We start from the raw sequence: 17,994 nt of genomic DNA on the forward strand, positions 1-17,994 counted from the left end.
TCTGTCCCCGCGGCTCGGATGCGGGTAGCGTGGACGACATGCCCAACATCGCACTCGAACTCGGCAAGCAGTCGGCGGCCTTCGGCGTCAACAGCGCGTATGGAGAACAGCAGGACGTCGACGGCGTCCGCATCGTTCCCGTCGCCCTGTCGTGGTCGGGATTCGGTGGCGGCAGCGACGACGCGGGCAACGGTGGTGGCGGTGGCGGTGGCTACGCGATCCCGCTCGGCGCGTACATCCGCCGCGGTGACGACCTCCGCTTCGAGCCGAACATCGTGTCGCTGCTCGCCGTCGCGATCCCCTTCGTGTGGGTCGCGGGTCGCTCGCTCAGCCGTGTCATCCGCATCCTCAAGAAGTAGTCGCGACCCGGTCGATCTCGCCCTCGCCCGTGCGGCCTCCGTCGTGCGGGATGCCGTTGCGGCGACCGCTGCGGCGAATCCGGTCGTGCTCATCGACGGTCGCAGCGGGGCAGGAAAGTCCTCACTGGCGCGACGTCTGATACGGGATTGGCCGATGCGCGGTCGCGTGCAGGCTGTCGCCCTCGACGCGCTCTATCCCGGATGGGACGGGCTGCGCGAGGGTGTCGAGCTCGCGCGAGAGCAGATCCTGATCCCTCATGCTCGCGGTGTCATCGGCGTGTGGCGCAGCTGGGATTGGGAGCGCGACGGGTGGGATGCGGCCCACGCCGTCGACCCGGCGCTGCCGCTCATCGTCGAGGGAGCCGGGCTTCTCACTCCCGGGACGGCGCCGCTGGGCGACGTCCGCGTCTGGCTCGAGTCTCCGGCGGCCTCCCGTCGGCACCGCGCGCTCGATCGCGACGGCGAGACCTACCGTCCGCACTGGGAACGGTGGGCGGCGCAGGAGGACCGCCACCTCGCCGAAGACGAGCCGGCGTCCCGTGCGACGCACGTGTTCCCCGTGCCCTGATCACGCCGTGAGGTGATCCGCGCTCGGCGATATCAGTCGTCGAGAGCCGTCATCAGGCCGTCGAGACGGAATCCCAGCCATTCGTAGACGCCGAAGCGGGGATCATCGACCTCGCCGTCGCTCTCCGTCCGGATCCCGAGGCGCTCGGCGAGCACGAGTCGCAGGGCGGCCAGGCAGCGTACCCACGCGGCCGCGGTGGGCGGATCCAGGGGAAGTCCCACCGGCTCGAGGTCGGTCGGATCCTCCGCGAGCAGGGGCGCCAACGACGCCACCACCATCGCGGCGTCGTCGCTGCGCCGCTCCAGGAGGGTCGGCTCGGTGAGGCGGCGGAATTCGGCTGAGCCCTGCGGGTCGTCGGTGTACGCATCGGGGACCAGTCGCGCGACCGCCGGGTCCTCCGTCGGTCGTGACGCCTGAAGCAGCTCGTCGAACTGCGTGACGAGGTCGGTGAGGTGCGTCGCCTCGAGTGGAGTGATCTCGAGGATCACGGTCTTGGCGTCGGTCATTCCGGTGCCTCTCTCACGGTCGCCCACAGTCCGTAGTCGTGCATCGCTTGCGCATGAAGCTCCATCTGTTCGCGCGCTCCCTCAGCCACGACGGCATGTCCGTCGTGGTGCACGGCGAGCATGAGATGCTCGGCGCGATCCCGCGGATAGCCGAAGTACGTGCGGAACACGTGCACCACATAGCTCATCAGATTCACGGGGTCGTTCCAGACCACGGTCTGCCAGACGCGTGCGAAGTGCTGGCCAGCGGTGACGGACTGCTCGATCTCTGGGAGTGTCGGAGTCGTCGTCATGCCCACCCCAGTTCGTGCAGCTTCTCGTCGTCGATCCCGTAGAAGTGCGCGATCTCGTGAACGAGCGTCGTGTGCACCTCGCGGCGCAGCTCCGGCTCGTCGGCGCACCGGTCCAGGTGGGGCTCGCGGTAGACGATGATGCGATCGGGCAGCTCGCCCATGCCGTATCGATCACGCTCGGTCAGCGACCATCCGTCGTAGAGGCCGAGCAGATCGAGACTCCCGTCCTCCGGGCGGTCCTCCACCACGAACACGACATTGTCGAGACCGTCGACCATGTCGTCGGGCAGTCGGTCGAGCTCGTCCACGACGAGCGCCTCGAATGTCTCGGCATCCATGTCACGCATTGGGGTGGCTAACGGGACTTGAACCCGCGACCCCCGCGACCACAACGCGGTGCTCTACCAACTGAGCTATAGCCACCATGTCCTCCCGCCGAGCGGGCAACCAGAAGATTCTCTCACATAATCGGAGCGAACGACGACACGACGGATGCCGCGGCGGTGCGTGCGTGATCGCTCGTCGGGCCGGGCTCCGGCACGAAGACCGCCTGGCGGTAGTAGGCCAGTTCGCGGATCGACTCCTTGATGTCGGCGAGCGCGCGATGGCCGCCGTCTTTCGCCGGCGCGTGAATGTATGCGCGGGGATACCAGCGTCGGGAGAGCTCCTTGATGCTGGAAACGTCGACGTTCCGATAGTGCAGGTGATCGTCGACGTCGGGCATGTACTTCGCCAGGAACATGCGGTCCGTTCCGATGGTGTTGCCGGCCAGCGGGGCCTTGCTCGGCAGGGGGGCGAATCGGCGGATGTACGCGAGAGTCTGCGCCTGCGCGTCCGCGAGGCTGACGCCTGCGGGGAGTTCGTCGAGAAGCCCGGAGGACTCGTGCATCGAGGTGACGAAGTCGTTCATATTGGCCAGCGCGGTCTGGGACGGCTTGATCACGACCTGGAATCCCGGGTCGAGCACACGCAGCTCGAAATCGGTCACCACGACGGCGATTTCGACGAGTTCGTCGACCGCAAGGTCGAGACCCGTCATCTCGCAGTCGATCCATACGAGTCTGTCGTTCTCGCTCCCGGCCATGGGCTCATCCTATCGATCGCGCCGACACCGGCCGCGTGCGCACCGTTCGCTACTCTGGAAGGGCCCTCGTAGCTCAATGGATAGAGCATCGGCCTTCTAATCCGGTGGTTGCAGGTTCGAGTCCTGTCGGGGGCGCTTCTGATCGGTCACGCGACCCCCTTCCGTTCCGTGTATGACGGGCGTACCGTCGGTGGCGTCGGAAGGAGTTCATCATGGCAACGACCGAGACCATGCACGGACTGTGGGTCGCCTACGGGCCCGCGGGCGTGGTGGGAAGCATTCGCCGGGACGACGCGGGCTACACCGTCACGATGGCCGGCGCAGACGAGGCGATCGGCACCTACCCGACGATGGACGTCGCGAAGAGCGCACTGCACGCCCATCTCAAGCCGGGGTCGGACTGGCCGCAGTTCCGCGAACACTGACGCCGCGTCGTCGGGTCTCCGTCAGCGGTAGCGCGACGTGGACGAGCGGACCGATCAACACCGCGAACAGCACGGTGCCCACACCCACGGTGCCGCCGAGCATCCACCCGGCGGCAAGCACCGTGACTTCGACGCTGCCGCGTGCCAGCCAGATGGGCCACCTCCACCGTCGGTGGATTCCGGTCATGAGACCGTCGCGCGGACCGGGACCGAAGTTCGCTCCGATGTAGAGGCCGGAGGCGGCGGCGACCACCACGATCCCGCCGAGGCACGCGGCGACCTGCCCCAGGGTGCCCTCCGCCGGAGGCAGGACGTCGAGGACGACCTGCATGGAGGTGCCGACGAGAACGATGTTGGCCACGGTACCGGCGCCGGGTCGCTGTCGAAGCGGTAGCCACAGCAGGAGCACGCCGAGTCCGATGAGATTCGTCGTCCACCCGACACCGATGCCGATGTGACCGGAGACACCTTCGGCGAGGACGGTCCACGGGTCCACGCCGAGGCCCGCCCGCACGGTCAGGGCGCACCCGGCTCCGTAAAGCAGCAGCCCCACCACGAGCTGCACGAGGCGACGTGTCATGTCTCAATCCAATACCTCGATTGGCTCGAGGTAAACGGGCCAATGTGATAGGGGTGGCTTCGTGGATGCGAAGATCTCGGCACGTTCCCTGTCATCTGCGCTCGGCGGCTGGCGGTCGCGCGAGCCCGCCTACGAAGCGCTGGCCGACGGGGTGCGGCTCTTGTGCATGGACAACCGGATCGCTCCGCGAACCGCACTGCCGGCTGAGCGCGAGCTCGCACACGCGCTCGGCCTCAGCCGCAGCACGGTGGCGGCGGCGTACCGCAGTCTGCGGGAGTCCGGACACATCACGAGCGTGCGCGGATCCGGCTCGATCACCTTGCCGCTCCGGCGACACGACCCCGGCCACACTCGAGGCGACGAGGGCGCGATCGACCTGCAGCAGGCGAGTCCGCCCGCGTGGCCGGGGCTGTCGGGGGTGATCGCCGAGGCGGCGGCCGACGCAGCCTCTCTTGTCGGACGATCCGGCTACGACATGGTCGGCGACGAGCGCCTGCGCGCCGGGATCGCGGCTCGCTACTCCGAGCGCGGCCTGCCGACCGATCCCGAGCAGGTGCTGATCACGAACGGCGCGCAGAGCGCCATCCATCTTCTGGCGCGCACGCTCGTGACGCGCGGTGACCGCGTGTTGCTGGAGACTCCCACGTATCCGCACGCCGCGGACGCCTTCCGACGCGCCGGAGCCCGATTGGTCGGCGTTCCGGTGACCACGTCCGACGGCTGGGATCTCGATCGCGCGACCCAGGCCTTCGGGCGCACTCTGCCGATGCTCGCTTACCTCATGCCCGACTTCCAGAACCCGACCGGGCGGTCGATGTCCGACGAGGAGCGGGCCGTCTTCCTTCGCGAGGCCGAGCGAGCGGGCACCACCCTCATCGTGGACGAGACGACGGCGGACCTCGGGATCGAGGAACCCCGTTCCGGCGTGCGATCTTTCCGCGCCGCTGATCCCGCGCACGTCGTGCGCATCGGCTCGGTCGGCAAGACCGTCTGGGGCGGCTTGCGCGTCGGATGGATCCGGGGCGAGGTGGGGCTGCTGCGCCGACTCGTCGCGGCACGGCCGGAGGGCGACCTCGGCACCCCGGAGCTGGAGCAGGACATCGCTCGACGTCTCGTCGCTCGCCTGGACGAGATCGTCACCCAGCGGGCGCACGTGCTGGGGGAAGGTCGCGATGCCGTGACGGCGGCGCTGCGCGAACGGCTTCCCGAATGGGCCGTGCCGGAGGTGCGCGGAGGCGTCTCGTTGTGGGTCGGGCTGGATGCGCCGCTGAGCTCCGCCTTGGTGATGGATGTGCGATCACGGGGCCTTCTGCTCTCGGCGGGGCCGCGCTTCTCGATCGAGGGTGGCCATGACCGCCACCTTCGGGTCCCGTTCACGAGTGCGCCCGACGCCCTGGTGCGTGCGGTCGACATTCTCGCGGAGCGCTGGCCGCAGGTGCGGCGGCTCGCTCCGGACGCCGGCGTGGACGCTCTCGCGACCGTCGTGTGAGGCCCGCACGCGGCCTCGTCATGTGTAGCGGATGCACTCGAGAGCGTCGTCGGGTGACCAGAAATCTCCCAGGTTCTGGAACTCTCGACGCAGCGGGTTGAGACGACGTGCGCGCCAGCGCTCGAGCGTGTCGTCTCCGACGCGCTCGAGGTGACCGACGATCCTGCCCCGCGCGTCGAGCACACGCCACAGGCCGAAAGATGCCGGGTGCAGTCGCAGCGGGGTGGGTCGCGTGAGGTGCGGCGCGATGGTGTCGGTCAGGACGATCATGATTCTCTCCTCTCGAGTTCGAACGTAGCTTCGACCTCCGACATCGCGATCGGGGGCTCACCCTTCCTGCACAGGTGATGCCTCGCCGTGCTCTGTCCACGGCGAAGCCGGTGGACGGTCGTCGTCTCGTCGGCGCCGGTGAAGCTGGTCGTGCCGGCGGTCGTCGGGCACGCGGCCGCCGGCTCACATCGTGGGGAAGTCCCCCGCGCACGCTGAGGAGGAGACATGAACGACACCATCACCGTGGTGGGCAACCTCGCCACGCCACCCGAGACGAAGCACCTCCCGGACGGCACGCCCGTGACCAGCTTCCGGCTCGCCTCGAGCAGGCGGAAGTTCGACACCGGCGCCGGTCGCTTCGTCGACGTCGACGCAAATTACTACACGGTCTCCGCGTATCGGGAGTTCGGCCAGCACGTGGCGCAGTCGCTGACGAAGGGGAGCAGGGTCGTCGTGACGGGGCGCCTGCGACTGCGCTCGTGGCAGTCCGAGCACGGATGGCGGACGTCGCCGGAGGTCGACGCCGACGCGATCGGACCCGACCTCCGCTACGGCGTCACGTCGTTCCGCCCCCAGGAGCGGTCGACTTCGGAGCGAACACCTTCCGAGGCATCGGACACCTGGACGACGGCGACACCGGGCGGGAGCGATTCCTCCGAGAACGGAGCGCTCGCGGCCTCTCCGGCGACCGGCGCGGCGGGGGACTGGGGTGCGCCGGCCCCCGAGGCGGAGGCCACGCCGTTCTGACCGGGCGCGCAGCATGGCGCACGTAGACTCGGCAGGGTGTCCCCGCGCCTGCGAGATTCCCGCCGCCTGCATCCGCCCGTGACGCCCACGCGAGGCGCGGCCAGGACCCCGCTCGCCGCACTCGCGGTGTTCGGCGTCGTCGCGCTCACCGGGTGCACCGCTCTCGCGGAGGACCCGGGCCCGACGGCGACGCCGACCGTGTCCATCGAGGTGACCCCGACGCCCACCGAACCGGCGGAGCCGGCGCTCCGTCCGGAGGGCACCGCCGCGGAGAACCTGGAGTTCTTCACCCTCGTGGTCGAAGAGGTGTGGGCGGCCGGGGGCGAGAGTGCCGTCGCCGGCAGGACGTACATCGACGCACTCACCGCCGCCGGTTTCGACAAGTCCGCGATGCAGGTCACCGAGGACACCTCCACGGTCGGCAACCCCGCTGAGAGCATCCAGTTCTCGGTCGCGTGGGGCGAGGAATGCCTCGTGGGACAGGTCGGTCCGGCGACGGGAGATCCGTTCACGGTCGTCGTCGATGCGCTTCCCGACGGGGGATGCCTGGTCGGTGCAACGCGTCCGATCGACTGGTGAGCAGGTCCCGCTACGGCGCGCAAGCGGTTCGCGGACCCGCATAGACTGGAGCGGCTATGGCTGAGTACATCTATCAGATGGTCCGCGCGCGCAAGGCCGTGGGCGAGAAGTTGATCCTTGACGACGTCACGATGTCGTTCATCCCCGGTGCGAAGATCGGCATGGTGGGCCCCAACGGCGCCGGCAAGTCGACGATCCTGAAGATCATGGCCGGCCTCGACCAGCCGTCGAACGGCGAGGCGAAGCTCAGCCCGGGCTTCACCGTCGGCATCCTCATGCAGGAGCCGGAGCTCGACGAGACCAAGACCGTGCTGGAGAACATCCAGGAGGGCGTCGCCATCAAGGCCAAGCTCGACCGCTTCAACGAGATCTCGGCGCTGATGAGCGACCCCGACGCCGACTTCGACGCACTGCTGGCGGAGATGGGCCAGTTGCAGGAGGAGATCGACGCGGCCGACGCGTGGGATCTCGACTCGCAGCTGGAACAGGCCATGAGCGCCCTCCGCACACCGCCCGGCGACGCCGAGATCTCGCACCTCTCCGGAGGCGAGAAGCGTCGTGTCGCCCTGACCAAGCTCCTGCTTCAGAAGCCCGATCTGCTCCTGCTGGACGAGCCCACCAACCACCTCGACGCGGAGAGTGTGCTGTGGCTCGAGCAGCACCTGCAGAAGTACGCCGGTGCGGTGATCGCGATCACCCACGACCGGTACTTCCTCGACAACGTCGCAGAGTGGATCGCGGAGGTCGACCGCGGGCGTCTCTATCCGTACGAGGGCAATTACTCGACCTACCTCGAGAAGAAGCGCGAACGCCTCGAGATCCAGGGCAAGAAGGACGCGAAGCTCGCCAAACGCCTTTCCGAGGAACTCGACTGGGTCCGCTCGAACACCAAGGGCCGTCAGGCCAAGTCGAAGGCGCGTCTGGCTCGCTACGAGGAGATGGCGGCCGAGGCTGAGCGCACCCGCAAGCTCGACTTCGAGGAGATCCAGATTCCGCCGGGACCTCGCCTCGGCAACATCGTGATCGAGGCGAAGAAGCTGCAGAAGGGCTTCGACGGTCGTTCGCTCATCGACGGTCTCACCTTCAGCCTGCCGCCGAACGGCATCGTCGGCGTCATCGGTCCCAACGGTGTCGGCAAGACCACGCTGTTCAAGACGATCGTCGGCCTGGAATCGCTCGACGGCGGGGATCTGAAGGTCGGTGAGACCGTCAAGATCAGTTACGTCGATCAGACGCGCTCGAACATCGACCCGAACAAGTCGCTGTGGGAGGTCGTCTCGGACGGCCTGGACATCATCACCGTGGGCAAGACCGAGATCCCCTCTCGTGCCTACGTGTCGAAGTTCGGATTCAAGGGGCCGGACCAGCAGAAGAAGGCGGGCGTCCTCTCCGGAGGTGAGCGCAACCGACTGAACCTCGCGCTCACGCTCAAGGAGGGTGGGAACCTGTTGCTGCTCGACGAGCCCACCAACGACCTCGACGTGGAGACCCTCGGCTCGCTCGAGAACGCGCTCCTGGAGTTCCCGGGATGCGCCGTGGTCATCACGCACGACCGGTGGTTCCTCGACCGCATCGCCACCCACATCCTCGCCTACGAGGGCACCGATGAGGATCCCGACCGGTGGTACTGGTTCGAGGGCAACTTCGAGGCCTACGAGCAGAACAAGCTCGAGCGTCTCGGGCCCGACGCCCTCAACCGGGCGAGCTCGACGTATCGCAAGCTCACGCGTGACTGAGACCGGCGGCGGTCGGCTCCACATCCCCATCCATCTACGGTGGGGCGACCTCGACGCGTTCAATCACGTCAACAACGCGACGATGCTGAAGCTCCTCGAAGAGGCGCGCGTGCGTGCCTTCTGGCTGCCGCATGCCGGCGAGACCGCGCCGTCGACGGCCGTGCTCGATTCCGGGCTGCACAGCGGCGTGCTCACGCTCATCGCCCGACAGGAGATCGAGTATCTCGCGCCGGTGCCCTACCGACGCGAGCCGCTGGATGTGCAGATCTGGTTCGGGAGACTCGGCGGGTCGAGCATCGATGTCTGCTACGAGGTGTGCGGGCCGATCACCGACCCCGAGCCGCAGGTGTTCGCACGGGCCACGACTGTCGTCGTGAAGGTGGACGCCGCATCCGGCCGTCCGATGCGGCTCTCGACGGACGAGAGGTCCGCGTGGGAGCCGTTCCTGGGTGATCCGATCAGCTTCGGCCACCGGCGCTGAGTCCCGCCCCGTCACGATGCCGGGACGCGCACCATGACCTCCTGGGCGACGCTTGCCACGAGGGCGCCGTCCCGCGTGTAGAGCCGGCCGGTGCCGAGACCGCGGCCGCCGCGCGCGCTCGGGGATTCCTGCACATAGAGCAGCCACTCGTCGACGCGCGCGAAGCGGTGCCACCACATGGCGTGATCGAGGCTGGCGACCTTCAGACCCGGCGTCGCCCACGCGATGCCGTGCGCGCGCAGGATGGACTCCTGGATGGACAGGTCGCTCATGTAGGCCAGGACCGCTCGGTGCACCAGGGGGTCGTCGCCGATGGGACGTCGCAGCCGCAGCCACACCGCCTGGCTGGGGCTGTGCTCGCCCTCGACGCTCAGATACAGCGGCGACGGGATGTGCCGGAGGTCGACCGGCCGATCGATGAACAGGCTCTTGGACATGGGGTGGACGTCGGGAAGGTGATCCTCGATGCGGGGCAGATCCTCCGGACCGGGCAGACCCTCCGGCATCGGCGCGTGATGCTCGAAGCCCGGGTCGTCGACCTGGAACGACGCGATCATCGAGAAGATGGGCACACCGTCCTGGAAGGCCTGCGTGCGTCGCGTGGAGAAGGAACGGCCGTCGTGGATGCGATCGACGGAGAACGTGATGCCCTGGGCGGAGTCGCCGGGCCGCAGAAAGTATCCGTGCATCGAGTGCACCGCGCGATCGTCGGGGATGGTTCGCTCCGCGGCGACGATCGACTGCGCCAGCACCTGCCCGCCGAACACGCGTCCGAGCGGCATCGCGAGGGAGGAGCCGGTGAAGATGTCCTCGGTCGTCCGGGCCGCCGTCGTCGACAGGTCCAGCACGTGCAGCATGGCCGCGACCGGGTCATGGTCGGCGGTGGGCGAGGTCGGGGCGACGTCGGTCATGGGGCCTCCGGATGCCGTTCACGCCGTCGGAGCACGGCTGGTGGATAGTCTAAGTCGGATGTCCCCGCGCCTTCTTCTTGCCGATCCGCACGCCGCATCGGATGCCCTCACCTTCGCCGGACGCACCCGTGCCCTCGGCGATGGCGCGGTGAGGCTTCGCGCGTCGGCGGGCGTGCTCGTGATGACCTCCGCCCCGCTCGCACCGCGCGGACTGTTCGACCGCACCCCGACGGTCCTGGCGATGCGCATGCTTCAGGCCGATCCCGAACTCGAGTGCGATCTCCTGGTGGACGCGTCCGCCCTCGATCGCGAAGACGCCTCCTCCTCGGCGCTGATCCTGCCCGACTCCGCCGTCTCAGCGCCGTGGGCCGGGGTCTCGCCGCCGCGCGGATCGTGGGAGGCCCACGGTGGGTTGGCGGCGTCGGTGCTGGCCTCGCGCGCCCAGTTCGGCATCGCCGCGGTGGCGGACGCGATGCCGGTCGATCCGGGCGAGGACATCGTGCGCGAGGTCCGGGCGGCGATCTGGGGCGAGCCGGACGACGCGCTCGGCGGGCTTCCCCTCGGCGCGGCTTTCGCCGCGTTCGCGCTCGGATTCATCGGTGGCGAAGAAGCGGCTCGCGTGCTGATCAACGGACCCTGGACGCGTGTCACCCTCGACCGTGGCCACGTGGTGGTGCGGGGGCCGGTCCGCGTGGGCATGACCGACGTTCGGTCCACCGGATCGCGCTGATCGCCTCAGACCGCGGCGGCCGCCGCTCGTCCTGCGGAGCGACCGGAGAAGAGGCACCCGCCGAGGAACGTCCCCTCCAGCGCGCGATAGCCGTGAACGCCGCCCCCGCCGAAACCGCTCGCCTCACCGGCCGCGTAGAGGCCGGGAATCGGATCCCCGGTGGCACCGAGCGCGCGCGAGGACAGGTCGGTCTCGATGCCACCGAGGGACTTGCGCGTGAGGATGTGCAGCTTGACCGCGATGAGCGGACCGGCTGCGGGGTCCAGCAGTCGATGCGGTGATGCGGTGCGCACGAGCCGGTCGCCGCGGTAGGCGCGCGCGGAGCGCAGCATCGCGATCTGGGCATCCTTCGTGAAGGTGTTTCCGACCTCGCGATCACGACCCTCGACCTCTGCACGAACGAGCGCGGAATCCAGCGCGTCTCCGCCGGGAAGCTCACGCATCTTCACGATCAGGCCGTCGAGGTCGGGGCTGACCACGAAATCGTCGCCACGGTCGAGGAAAGCCTGCACGGGCCCGCTCGCGCCCCTGCCCAGGCGCGAGCGCAGCAGCAGGCTGATGTCCTTTCCGGTGAGGTCGGGATTCTGTTCACTGCCGGAGAGGGTGAACTCCTTCTCGATGATCTTCTGCGACAGCACGAACCAGGAGTGGTCGTGACCGGTCGATCGCAGGTGGGCAAGGGTGCCCAGGGTGTCGAAGCCGGGGTAGAGCGGCACCGGCAGACGGCGGCCGGTCGCGTCGAGCCAGAGCGAAGAGGGCCCGGGCAGGATGCGGATGCCGTGTCCCGGCCAGATCGGCGACCAGTTCTGCACCCCCTCGACGTAGTGCCACATGCGGTCGCCGTTGATGAGGCGTGCGCCGGCGGTCTCGGAGACGCCGAGCATGGCTCCGTCGACGTAGGCCGGGACACCCGTCACCATCGTCGCCGGTGGGGGACCGAGACGCTCCGGCCACCGGCGACGCACCAGGTCGTGGTTTCCGCCGATACCCCCGGATGCCACGATGGTCGCCGCCGCGTCGATTTGGAACTCTCCCACGATCTCGCGGGACGACGCGGTGCCCCGCACCGCACCGGAGGGCGCCAGCACGTCGCCCGCGGCACCCGTGACAGAGCCGTCGACCACGGTGAGCTCGCGCACTCGCCTGCGGGGGAGGATGACGGCACGGCCCTCGCCCTCTGCCTGCTCGAGCTCGGCCTGGAAGGCTGCGACGAGAGCCGGTCCCGTTCCCCAGACGATGTGGAAGCGCGGGACGGAGTTGCCGGGGCCGGTCGCTCCGTAGCCGCCCCGCTCGGCCCAGCCGACGACGGGGAAGAACCGCACTCCCTTGGACCGGAGCCACGAGCGCTTCTCACGGTGGGCGAATTCCAGATACGCCTCCGCCCACTTCCGTGGCCACGCGTCCTCGGCGCGGTCGAAGCCCGCCGTTCCGAACCAGTCCTGTCGGGCCAGATCCGGGGAATCGCGGATTCCCATGCGTCGCTGCTCCGGCGAGTCCACGAAGAAGAGCCCACCGAACGACCACCACGCCTGTCCGCCGAGATTGAAGCGGGGCTCCTGGTCGATCAGTGTGACATGTCGTCCGGCGGCGAGAGCCTCGGAGGCTGCGACGAGGCCGGCAAGGCCCCATCCGATCACCAGGACGTCGGTGCGCTGCATGTTTCCGGTCATCGGGACTCCTTCGTCTCGACCCGCGTCAGGAGGGTGCGTCCTCCTGGGCGGTCACCGACAGGTTGCCATGATCGCGACCGTCAGCGGCGGCGCCGATGCCGGTCGGCTCGAACGTGTTGACCATCGCGTGCGCCGCCCGCTCGAGGTAGTCCCACAGCGTGGCCTCGTGCAGCGGCGCGAGATGCAGGGAATCCACCGCGGTGCGCATGTGCGCCAGCCACCGATCCCGCGCGTCGGGATTGACGTGGAACGGCCGGTGCCGCATCCGCAGGCGCGGATGCCCGCGCCGTTCCCCGTAGGTGGTCGGGCCGCCCCAGTACTGCTCCAGGAACATCAGGAGGCGCTCCTTCGCCGGACCGAGATCCGCCTCGGGGTACATGGGCTGCAGCACGTCGTCGCCCGCGACACCGTCGTAGAAGACATCGACCAGCTTCACGAAGGTCTCGTGGCCGCCGATCTCGTCGTAGAAGCTGGCGGGTGCGGGGTCGGTCATCAGTTCTCCTCCTCGTCGTCCGCCGCCGTCTGGGGCGGAGGCGCGTCGGCGCCTCGCTTGAAACGCCACCGCGGAGATGCGGGGAGCTCGTCGGTGGCGGGTGCGAGCGGGTTCGGCTTCGTCTTGGGCGGGTTCGCGCCGCGCACGCGCTGTGCCGCGTCCGGGCCGGTCAGGGTCACCGTGCTCAGGTGCGGAACGTCGATGCCGTCGGCGTCGAGCGCGCGCCGCACGCGTGTGCGCAGCTCCTGTCCGACATCATCCCGTGCGCCGGCGCGCGTCTTGATGACCACGCGCACGACGATGGCATCGCCGCCGATCGATTCCAGACCCCACACCTCGGGAGGCTCGATGACGCGCGTGCGCCACTTCGGATCCTCTGCAAGGTCGGTCGCTGCCGTGAGCATGACTGCTTCGGCACGGTCGACATCGGCGGCGCGCGCGACGCCGATGTCGAGGACCACGCGCGACCACCCCTGCGACATGTTGCCGATCCGCGTGATCTCACCGTTGCGCACATACCAGAGGGTGCCGTGGACATCGCGCACGTGGGTGATGCGCACGCTGACGTACTCGACGATGCCGGTCGCGAGCCCGAGATCGACCACGTCGCCGATGCCGATCTGATCCTCGGCGACGATGAAGATGCCGTTCAGCACGTCCTTGACGATGTTCTGCGCCCCGAACCCCAGTCCCGCTCCGATCGCGGCGGTGAGGAGGGTGAGGGACCCCAGCGCGTTCGGGGCGAGCACGTTCACGATCAGCAGTCCGGAGACGATCACCACCGCCACACCGACGATGTTCTGCAGGATCGAGCCGAGGGTGCGCGTGCGCTGCACGAGTCGGAGTGAGGCCAGCGGCGACCTCTCCAGCGCCTGGGTGTCGAGCACGTTGGCGCGAGACTTCGCGCCGTGGACGATGCGGTCCACCACCCTTCGGATGATGATCCGCAGGATCCACGCGACGACCACGGCCACCGCGACGATCGCCGCCACCGCCAGCAGGCGGGTGCCGGCTTCCAAGAGCCACGCCTGCACAGCCGTCCACAGGTCCGTCTCCAGAACCTGCTCGGTCGTGTCATGCGCGAAGTCGATGGCGCTCATCGCGACGATCCTAACGACGGATGCCCCGGTGCTCGCTGTGCGGCGAGCACCGGGGCAACCGGAGCGGGATCACGAGGCGTCGCGCTCCTGAACCGCGAGCGCGCGCTCGACACCGGCGAGGTTCTCGTAGACCATGCGGCGCAGAGCCGCCGGGGCATCCGAGTGGGTGTCCAGCCAGGCGCGCGTCGCGTCGCGCAGCTCGACCGACGCGAGCACGCTCGGATAGAGCCCGGTGATCAGATACTCGGCGATCTTGTACGTGCGGCTGGTCCAGACGGTGTCGAGCATCGCGAAGTACGGTTCGACGAAGTCCGGCAGCAGTGCCGCACCCGAGGGGTGCACGAAGCCCATGGCCGCGAAGCGCACGATCGTGTTCGGCAGGTCATCCCGCTCGACCAGCGAAGCCCATGCGGCCTTCTTCGCTTCCGGCGTGGGGAGGGCGGCACGGGCCTGGGCGGCGAATTCACCGCCCTTTGCCGTGTTGTCCTGGGCGAGGGCGCGCTCGATGTCCGGCACGTCGATGACCGCACCCGCAGCGAGAGAAACCAGCAGCTGCCACGACAGGTCGGTGTCGATCTCGAGACCCTCGAGAGCGGTCTCGCCGTCGCGCAGCGCACGCACGTTCTCCCACTGCGACGGTGTCGCCGCGGCGGCGGCGAACGCCGTGGCGAACTGCAATTGGCTGTCGCTTCCCGAGGGAGCCTCCAGAGCGAGATCCCACAGCGCATCGGCGACCTTGATGCGCGTGATCTCGCGCTTCTCGGGTGCGACGTAGGCGTTCGCCGCCAGCTGCAGCTGGGCGAGGGTGGTGCGCACCGTCGTCGACTCGGTCTCGCTGCCGATGTTGCGCAGCACGAGATCGACGTAGTCGCTCGCCGGGGCTTCCGCGTCGCGCGTCTGGTCCCACGCTGCACCCCACACGAGGGAGCGGGCGAGCGGATCGCTGATCTTCGAGAGATGGTCGATCGCGGTCTGCAGCGAACGCTCATCGAGCCGGATCTTCGCATAGGCGAGGTCGTCATCATTGAGCAGCACGAGATCGGGGCGCTTCTGGCCGACGAGGTCCGGCACCTCCGTGAGGTCGCCGTCCACGTCGAGCTCCACGTGATGCGTGCGCACGAGGCTGGAGCCGTCGAGGTTGTAGAAGCCGATGCCCAGCCGGTGCGGACGGATCGTGGGATAGTCCGCGGGGGCGGTCTGCACGACGGCGAAGCGCGAGATCGTGCCGTCGGAACCCTCGGTGATCGCGGGGGAGAGCGTGTTGACGCCGGCGGTCTCAAGCCACTTCTTCGACCAGGCCGTCAGTTCGCGGCCGCTGGTGGCCTCGAGCTCGACCAGGAGGTCGGTGAGCTCGGTGTTGCCGAACTCGTGCTTGGTGAAGTACGCGGAGACGCCCGCGAAGAAGGCCTCGACCCCCACCCAAGCGGCCAGCTGCTTGAGCACCGATCCGCCCTTGGCGTAGGTGATCCCATCGAAATTGACCTGCACATCCTCGAGGTCGTTGATCTCGGCGACGACGGGGTGGGTGGATGGCAGCTGATCCTGGCGGTACGCCCAGGTCTTCTCCATGGCGTTGAAGGTCGTCCACGCCGCCGTCCACTCGGTGGCCTCGGCGGTGGCGATCGTCGAGGCCCACTCGGCGAACGACTCGTTCAGCCACAGGTCATTCCACCACTTCATGGTGACCAGATCGCCGAACCACATGTGCGCCAGCTCGTGCAGGATCGTGACCACGCGACGTTCGCGGACGGCGTCGGTGACCTTGCTGCGGAACACGTACGTCTCGGTGAAGGTCACTGCGCCGGCGTTCTCCATGGCGCCCGCGTTGAACTCCGGAACGAACATCTGGTCGTACTTGGCGAACGGGTACGGGTAGGAGAACTTCTCCTCGTAGTAGGCGAAGCCCTGGCGGGTCTTCTCGAACACGTAGTCCGCGTCGAGGTGCTGCCACAGGCTCTTGCGGGCGAACACCCCCAGCGGGATGACGCGCCCGGATGCGCTGGTCAGCTCCGAGTAGGTCGCCTCATACGGACCGGCCACAAGCGCGGTGATGTACGACGAGATGCGCGGTGTGGGCTCGAAGGTCCAGGTCGCCGTGCCGTCGTCGCCCGGCTCCGGTTCGGGGGTGGGGGAGTTGGAGATGACCTTCCATGCCGCCGGAGCCGTCACGGTGAACTGGAACTCGGCCTTCAGGTCGGGCTGCTCGAAGACCGCGAAGACGCGGCGGGAATCGGGCACCTCGAACTGGGAGTAGAGGTAGACCTCGCCGTCGACGGGGTCGACGAAGCGGTGCAGGCCCTCACCGGTGTTCGTGTAGACGCCGTCGGCGTCGACGACCAGCTCGTTCGTGGCCGCGAGCCCGTCCAGCGCGATCCGCGAATCGGCGAACGCCACGGCGGGGTCGATCGACCGGCCGTTCAGGGTGATCTCGCGCACATCGCGCGCGATCAGGTCGATGAAGGTCGAGGCGCCTTCGGTGGCCGTGAAGCGCACGACCGTGCGGGAGCCGAAGACCTCGGCGCCCCGGTTCAGGTCGAGGGTGATCGCGTACGACTGGGTGTCGACGACCGCGCGGCGCTCCTGCGCTTCGAGGCGGGTGAGGTTCTCTCCTGGCACTGAGTCTGCTCCCGGGGTTGGGGTGGATGCCGCGGAGCGGCGCTGCTGGCGCCGGCGACAACCCTCCCACCCTACGCCAGTCGGCGGTGCGGATCCGGCGTGTTCGCGCGGTGCGAGGATGGTGGGGTGAGTACGCCTTCTCCCGCATCCGACCCCGCCGGCGTGTCCGGTCCTGTGCCGTTCGCCTCACCGTTCGCCGCCTCCGGCCCGGAGCACGTCGAGGAGCCCGTCTCCTACGACGGCCTCCTGCTCGCCGGGTTCGGCGGACCCGAGGGACAGGATGATGTCATCCCGTTCCTGCGCAATGTCACACGCGGACGCGGGATCCCCGATGAGCGGCTCGAAGAGGTCGCCCATCACTACCGTCACTTCGGCGGCGTGAGCCCGATCAACGCCCAGAACCGAGCGCTGAAAGCGGCACTCGAGGCGGAGCTGGCGCGACGCGGCATCGACCTGCCGGTGTACTGGGGGAACCGCAACTGGGCGCCCTACCTCGAAGACGCCGTGCAGGATGCCGCGGCGGCCGGGGACACCACGCTGCTCGCGCTGGCGACCAGCGCCTACAGTTCCTTCTCGAGCTGTCGTCAGTATCGGGAGGACTTCGCGCGCGTGCTGACCGAGACCGGCCTGGGGGAGCGGGTGACGATCGACAAGGTGCGCCAGTTCTTCGATCACCCGGGCTTCGTGCGGCCGTTCGTCGACGGTGTCGAGGCGGCCGTGTCGACGTTCGTCACCGACGAGGGCATCGCACCCGAGAACGTGCACGTGCTCTTCTCCACCCACAGCATCCCGACCGCCGATGCGCAGCGTTCCGGGCCCCGGGACGTCGACTTCGGCGACGGGGGCGCCTACGCCGCGCAGCACCTCGCCGTGGCTCAGGTCGTCATGGACGCCGTCGCCGCCGCTGTGCCCGCCGCGAGCGGGATCCCGTGGGAGCTCGTCTACCAGTCGCGCTCCGGACCGCCGTCGCAGCCCTGGCTCGAGCCGGACGTGTGCGACGTCATCGCGGAGCTACCCGCCCGCGGGGCGAGAGCCGTGGTCATCGTTCCTCTCGGCTTCGTCAGCGACCACATGGAAGTGCTGTGGGATCTCGACACCGAGGCCATGGAGGCGGCCGAGGAGGCGGGCCTGCGCGCTATCCGGTCCCAGACCCCCGGTGTCGATCCGGCGTACGTCAGCGGCCTGGTCGACCTCGTCCAGGAACGGCTGGCCGGAACGAAGGCGGGCGATCGGCCGCATGAGACGCCGCTCGGTCCGTGGTACGACGTCTGCCGCCCCGGATGCTGCGAGAACGTCCGTGCCGGCTTCAAGCCGGCAGCGGCCGGCATCGCGCCGTGATCGGCGTCAATAGGATGGG

Annotated in this window: 21 protein-coding genes and 2 tRNA genes; 11 read left to right on the forward strand and 12 right to left on the reverse strand. The window is 68.8% G+C overall.

The genetic code is table 11. From position 1 onward, the window contains the following. Positions 1-38: 38 nt before the first annotated feature. Together ACGG9C_RS00445 and ACGG9C_RS00450 are read left to right on the forward strand one after the other, a co-directional pair. The gene (locus ACGG9C_RS00445; RefSeq protein WP_071043395.1) at positions 39-359 is read left to right on the forward strand and encodes a hypothetical protein; all 321 of its coding nucleotides are present in this window, start codon (positions 39-41) and stop codon (positions 357-359) included. Further along, positions 334-927: a hypothetical protein gene (locus tag ACGG9C_RS00450; protein ID WP_228481015.1), complete on the forward strand. Its 594-nt coding sequence runs from the start codon at positions 334-336 to the stop codon at positions 925-927. Before ACGG9C_RS00445 ends, ACGG9C_RS00450 begins: the two co-directional genes overlap by 26 nt. A gap of 32 nt (positions 928-959) precedes the next feature. Here ACGG9C_RS00450 and ACGG9C_RS00455 read toward each other — a convergent pair whose 3' ends face one another. The 5 genes from ACGG9C_RS00455 to orn all read right to left on the reverse strand — a co-directional run bounded on the left by ACGG9C_RS00455 (position 960) and on the right by orn (position 2,810). Next, a complete protein-coding gene (locus ACGG9C_RS00455) occupies positions 960-1,433 on the reverse strand; it encodes a DUF2017 family protein (protein ID WP_194385149.1) in 474 nt (157 codons plus the stop codon). Next, positions 1,430-1,726, reverse strand: coding sequence for an ATP-dependent Clp protease adapter ClpS (gene clpS, locus ACGG9C_RS00460; RefSeq protein ID WP_194385150.1), 297 nt, complete (start codon positions 1,724-1,726; stop codon positions 1,430-1,432). Before clpS ends, ACGG9C_RS00455 begins: the two co-directional genes overlap by 4 nt. Then, on the reverse strand, positions 1,723-2,073 hold the full coding sequence (locus tag ACGG9C_RS00465; RefSeq protein WP_071043274.1) for a metallopeptidase family protein: 351 nt from the start codon (positions 2,071-2,073) through the stop codon (positions 1,723-1,725). Before ACGG9C_RS00465 ends, clpS begins: the two co-directional genes overlap by 4 nt. Beyond that, positions 2,074-2,149, reverse strand: a tRNA-His gene (locus ACGG9C_RS00470). Between the two features lie 37 nt (positions 2,150-2,186). Further along, on the reverse strand, positions 2,187-2,810 hold the full coding sequence (gene orn, locus ACGG9C_RS00475) for an oligoribonuclease (protein WP_286720694.1): 624 nt from the start codon (positions 2,808-2,810) through the stop codon (positions 2,187-2,189). Between the two features lie 62 nt (positions 2,811-2,872). Here orn and ACGG9C_RS00480 point away from each other — a divergent pair. Together ACGG9C_RS00480 and ACGG9C_RS00485 are read left to right on the forward strand one after the other, a co-directional pair. Next, positions 2,873-2,945, forward strand: a tRNA-Arg gene (locus tag ACGG9C_RS00480). Between the two features lie 77 nt (positions 2,946-3,022). Continuing rightward, positions 3,023-3,235, forward strand: a complete 213-nt coding sequence (locus ACGG9C_RS00485) for a methyltransferase (protein WP_071043278.1) — start codon at positions 3,023-3,025, stop codon at positions 3,233-3,235. Here ACGG9C_RS00485 and ACGG9C_RS00490 read toward each other — a convergent pair. Next, the gene (locus tag ACGG9C_RS00490) at positions 3,195-3,815 is read right to left on the reverse strand and encodes a YitT family protein (protein ID WP_390178077.1); all 621 of its coding nucleotides are present in this window, start codon (positions 3,813-3,815) and stop codon (positions 3,195-3,197) included. The genes ACGG9C_RS00485 and ACGG9C_RS00490 overlap by 41 nt on opposite strands. 61 nt (positions 3,816-3,876) lie before the next feature. Between ACGG9C_RS00490 and ACGG9C_RS00495 the strand changes: the two genes are divergently transcribed. Continuing rightward, positions 3,877-5,304 (forward strand): PLP-dependent aminotransferase family protein, encoded by a 1,428-nt coding sequence (locus ACGG9C_RS00495; protein ID WP_071043282.1) that lies wholly within the window; start codon positions 3,877-3,879, stop codon positions 5,302-5,304. 18 nt (positions 5,305-5,322) lie between these two features. Here the strand turns inward: ACGG9C_RS00495 and ACGG9C_RS00500 are convergent, their stop codons facing one another. Beyond that, positions 5,323-5,574 carry a hypothetical protein gene (locus ACGG9C_RS00500; RefSeq protein ID WP_390178078.1) on the reverse strand — a complete coding sequence of 84 codons (252 nt, stop codon included), beginning with the start codon at positions 5,572-5,574 and terminating at the stop codon, positions 5,323-5,325. Between the two features lie 225 nt (positions 5,575-5,799). Between ACGG9C_RS00500 and ssb the strand changes: the two genes are divergently transcribed. From ssb to ACGG9C_RS00520, 4 genes are read left to right on the forward strand one after another with little or no spacing between them, the layout of a single operon-like run. After that, entirely contained in the window at positions 5,800-6,321 is a 522-nt protein-coding gene (gene ssb / locus ACGG9C_RS00505; protein WP_071043286.1) for a single-stranded DNA-binding protein, read from the forward strand. A 36-nt stretch (positions 6,322-6,357) separates the two neighbouring features. Then, on the forward strand, positions 6,358-6,900 hold the full coding sequence (locus tag ACGG9C_RS00510; protein ID WP_390178079.1) for a DUF6993 domain-containing protein: 543 nt from the start codon (positions 6,358-6,360) through the stop codon (positions 6,898-6,900). Positions 6,901-6,956: 56 nt separating this feature from the next. Continuing rightward, entirely contained in the window at positions 6,957-8,636 is a 1,680-nt protein-coding gene (gene ettA, locus ACGG9C_RS00515) for an energy-dependent translational throttle protein EttA (RefSeq protein ID WP_071043287.1), read from the forward strand. After that, positions 8,629-9,117, forward strand: coding sequence for a thioesterase family protein (locus ACGG9C_RS00520; protein WP_286720686.1), 489 nt, complete (start codon positions 8,629-8,631; stop codon positions 9,115-9,117). The genes ettA and ACGG9C_RS00520 overlap by 8 nt, the downstream gene beginning before the upstream one ends. An 11-nt stretch (positions 9,118-9,128) precedes the next feature. On the opposite strand, the gene ACGG9C_RS00525 is transcribed toward ACGG9C_RS00520, so the two are convergent. Beyond that, the gene (locus ACGG9C_RS00525; protein ID WP_071043291.1) at positions 9,129-10,028 is read right to left on the reverse strand and encodes an acyl-CoA thioesterase II; all 900 of its coding nucleotides are present in this window, start codon (positions 10,026-10,028) and stop codon (positions 9,129-9,131) included. Between the two features lie 58 nt (positions 10,029-10,086). Here ACGG9C_RS00525 and ACGG9C_RS00530 point away from each other — a divergent pair, with 58 nt between their 5' ends. Next, complete coding sequence (locus tag ACGG9C_RS00530) at positions 10,087-10,758, forward strand: hypothetical protein (protein WP_286720684.1); 672 nt, start codon at positions 10,087-10,089, stop codon at positions 10,756-10,758. Positions 10,759-10,763: 5 nt separating this feature from the next. Here ACGG9C_RS00530 and ACGG9C_RS00535 read toward each other — a convergent pair whose 3' ends face one another. From ACGG9C_RS00535 to pepN, 4 genes are all read right to left on the reverse strand, one after another. Beyond that, a complete protein-coding gene (locus ACGG9C_RS00535) occupies positions 10,764-12,428 on the reverse strand; it encodes an FAD-binding dehydrogenase (protein ID WP_071043293.1) in 1,665 nt (554 codons plus the stop codon). A gap of 25 nt (positions 12,429-12,453) precedes the next feature. Next, complete coding sequence (locus tag ACGG9C_RS00540) at positions 12,454-12,921, reverse strand: globin (RefSeq protein ID WP_194385217.1); 468 nt, start codon at positions 12,919-12,921, stop codon at positions 12,454-12,456. Beyond that, a complete protein-coding gene (locus ACGG9C_RS00545) occupies positions 12,921-14,021 on the reverse strand; it encodes a mechanosensitive ion channel family protein (RefSeq protein ID WP_390178080.1) in 1,101 nt (366 codons plus the stop codon). Before ACGG9C_RS00545 ends, ACGG9C_RS00540 begins: the two co-directional genes overlap by 1 nt. Positions 14,022-14,090: 69 nt before the next feature. After that, the gene (gene pepN / locus ACGG9C_RS00550) at positions 14,091-16,637 is read right to left on the reverse strand and encodes an aminopeptidase N (protein ID WP_390178081.1); all 2,547 of its coding nucleotides are present in this window, start codon (positions 16,635-16,637) and stop codon (positions 14,091-14,093) included. 126 nt (positions 16,638-16,763) lie between these two features. Between pepN and ACGG9C_RS00555 the strand changes: the two genes are divergently transcribed. Continuing rightward, on the forward strand, positions 16,764-17,975 hold the full coding sequence (locus tag ACGG9C_RS00555) for a ferrochelatase (RefSeq protein WP_390178082.1): 1,212 nt from the start codon (positions 16,764-16,766) through the stop codon (positions 17,973-17,975). Positions 17,976-17,994: the final 19 nt, after the last annotated feature.

Origin of the sequence: Microbacterium sp. MTN4-26 (assembly GCF_042846595.1) — a bacterium.
In the GTDB taxonomy this organism is placed as follows: domain Bacteria; phylum Actinomycetota; class Actinomycetes; order Actinomycetales; family Microbacteriaceae; genus Microbacterium; species Microbacterium luteum.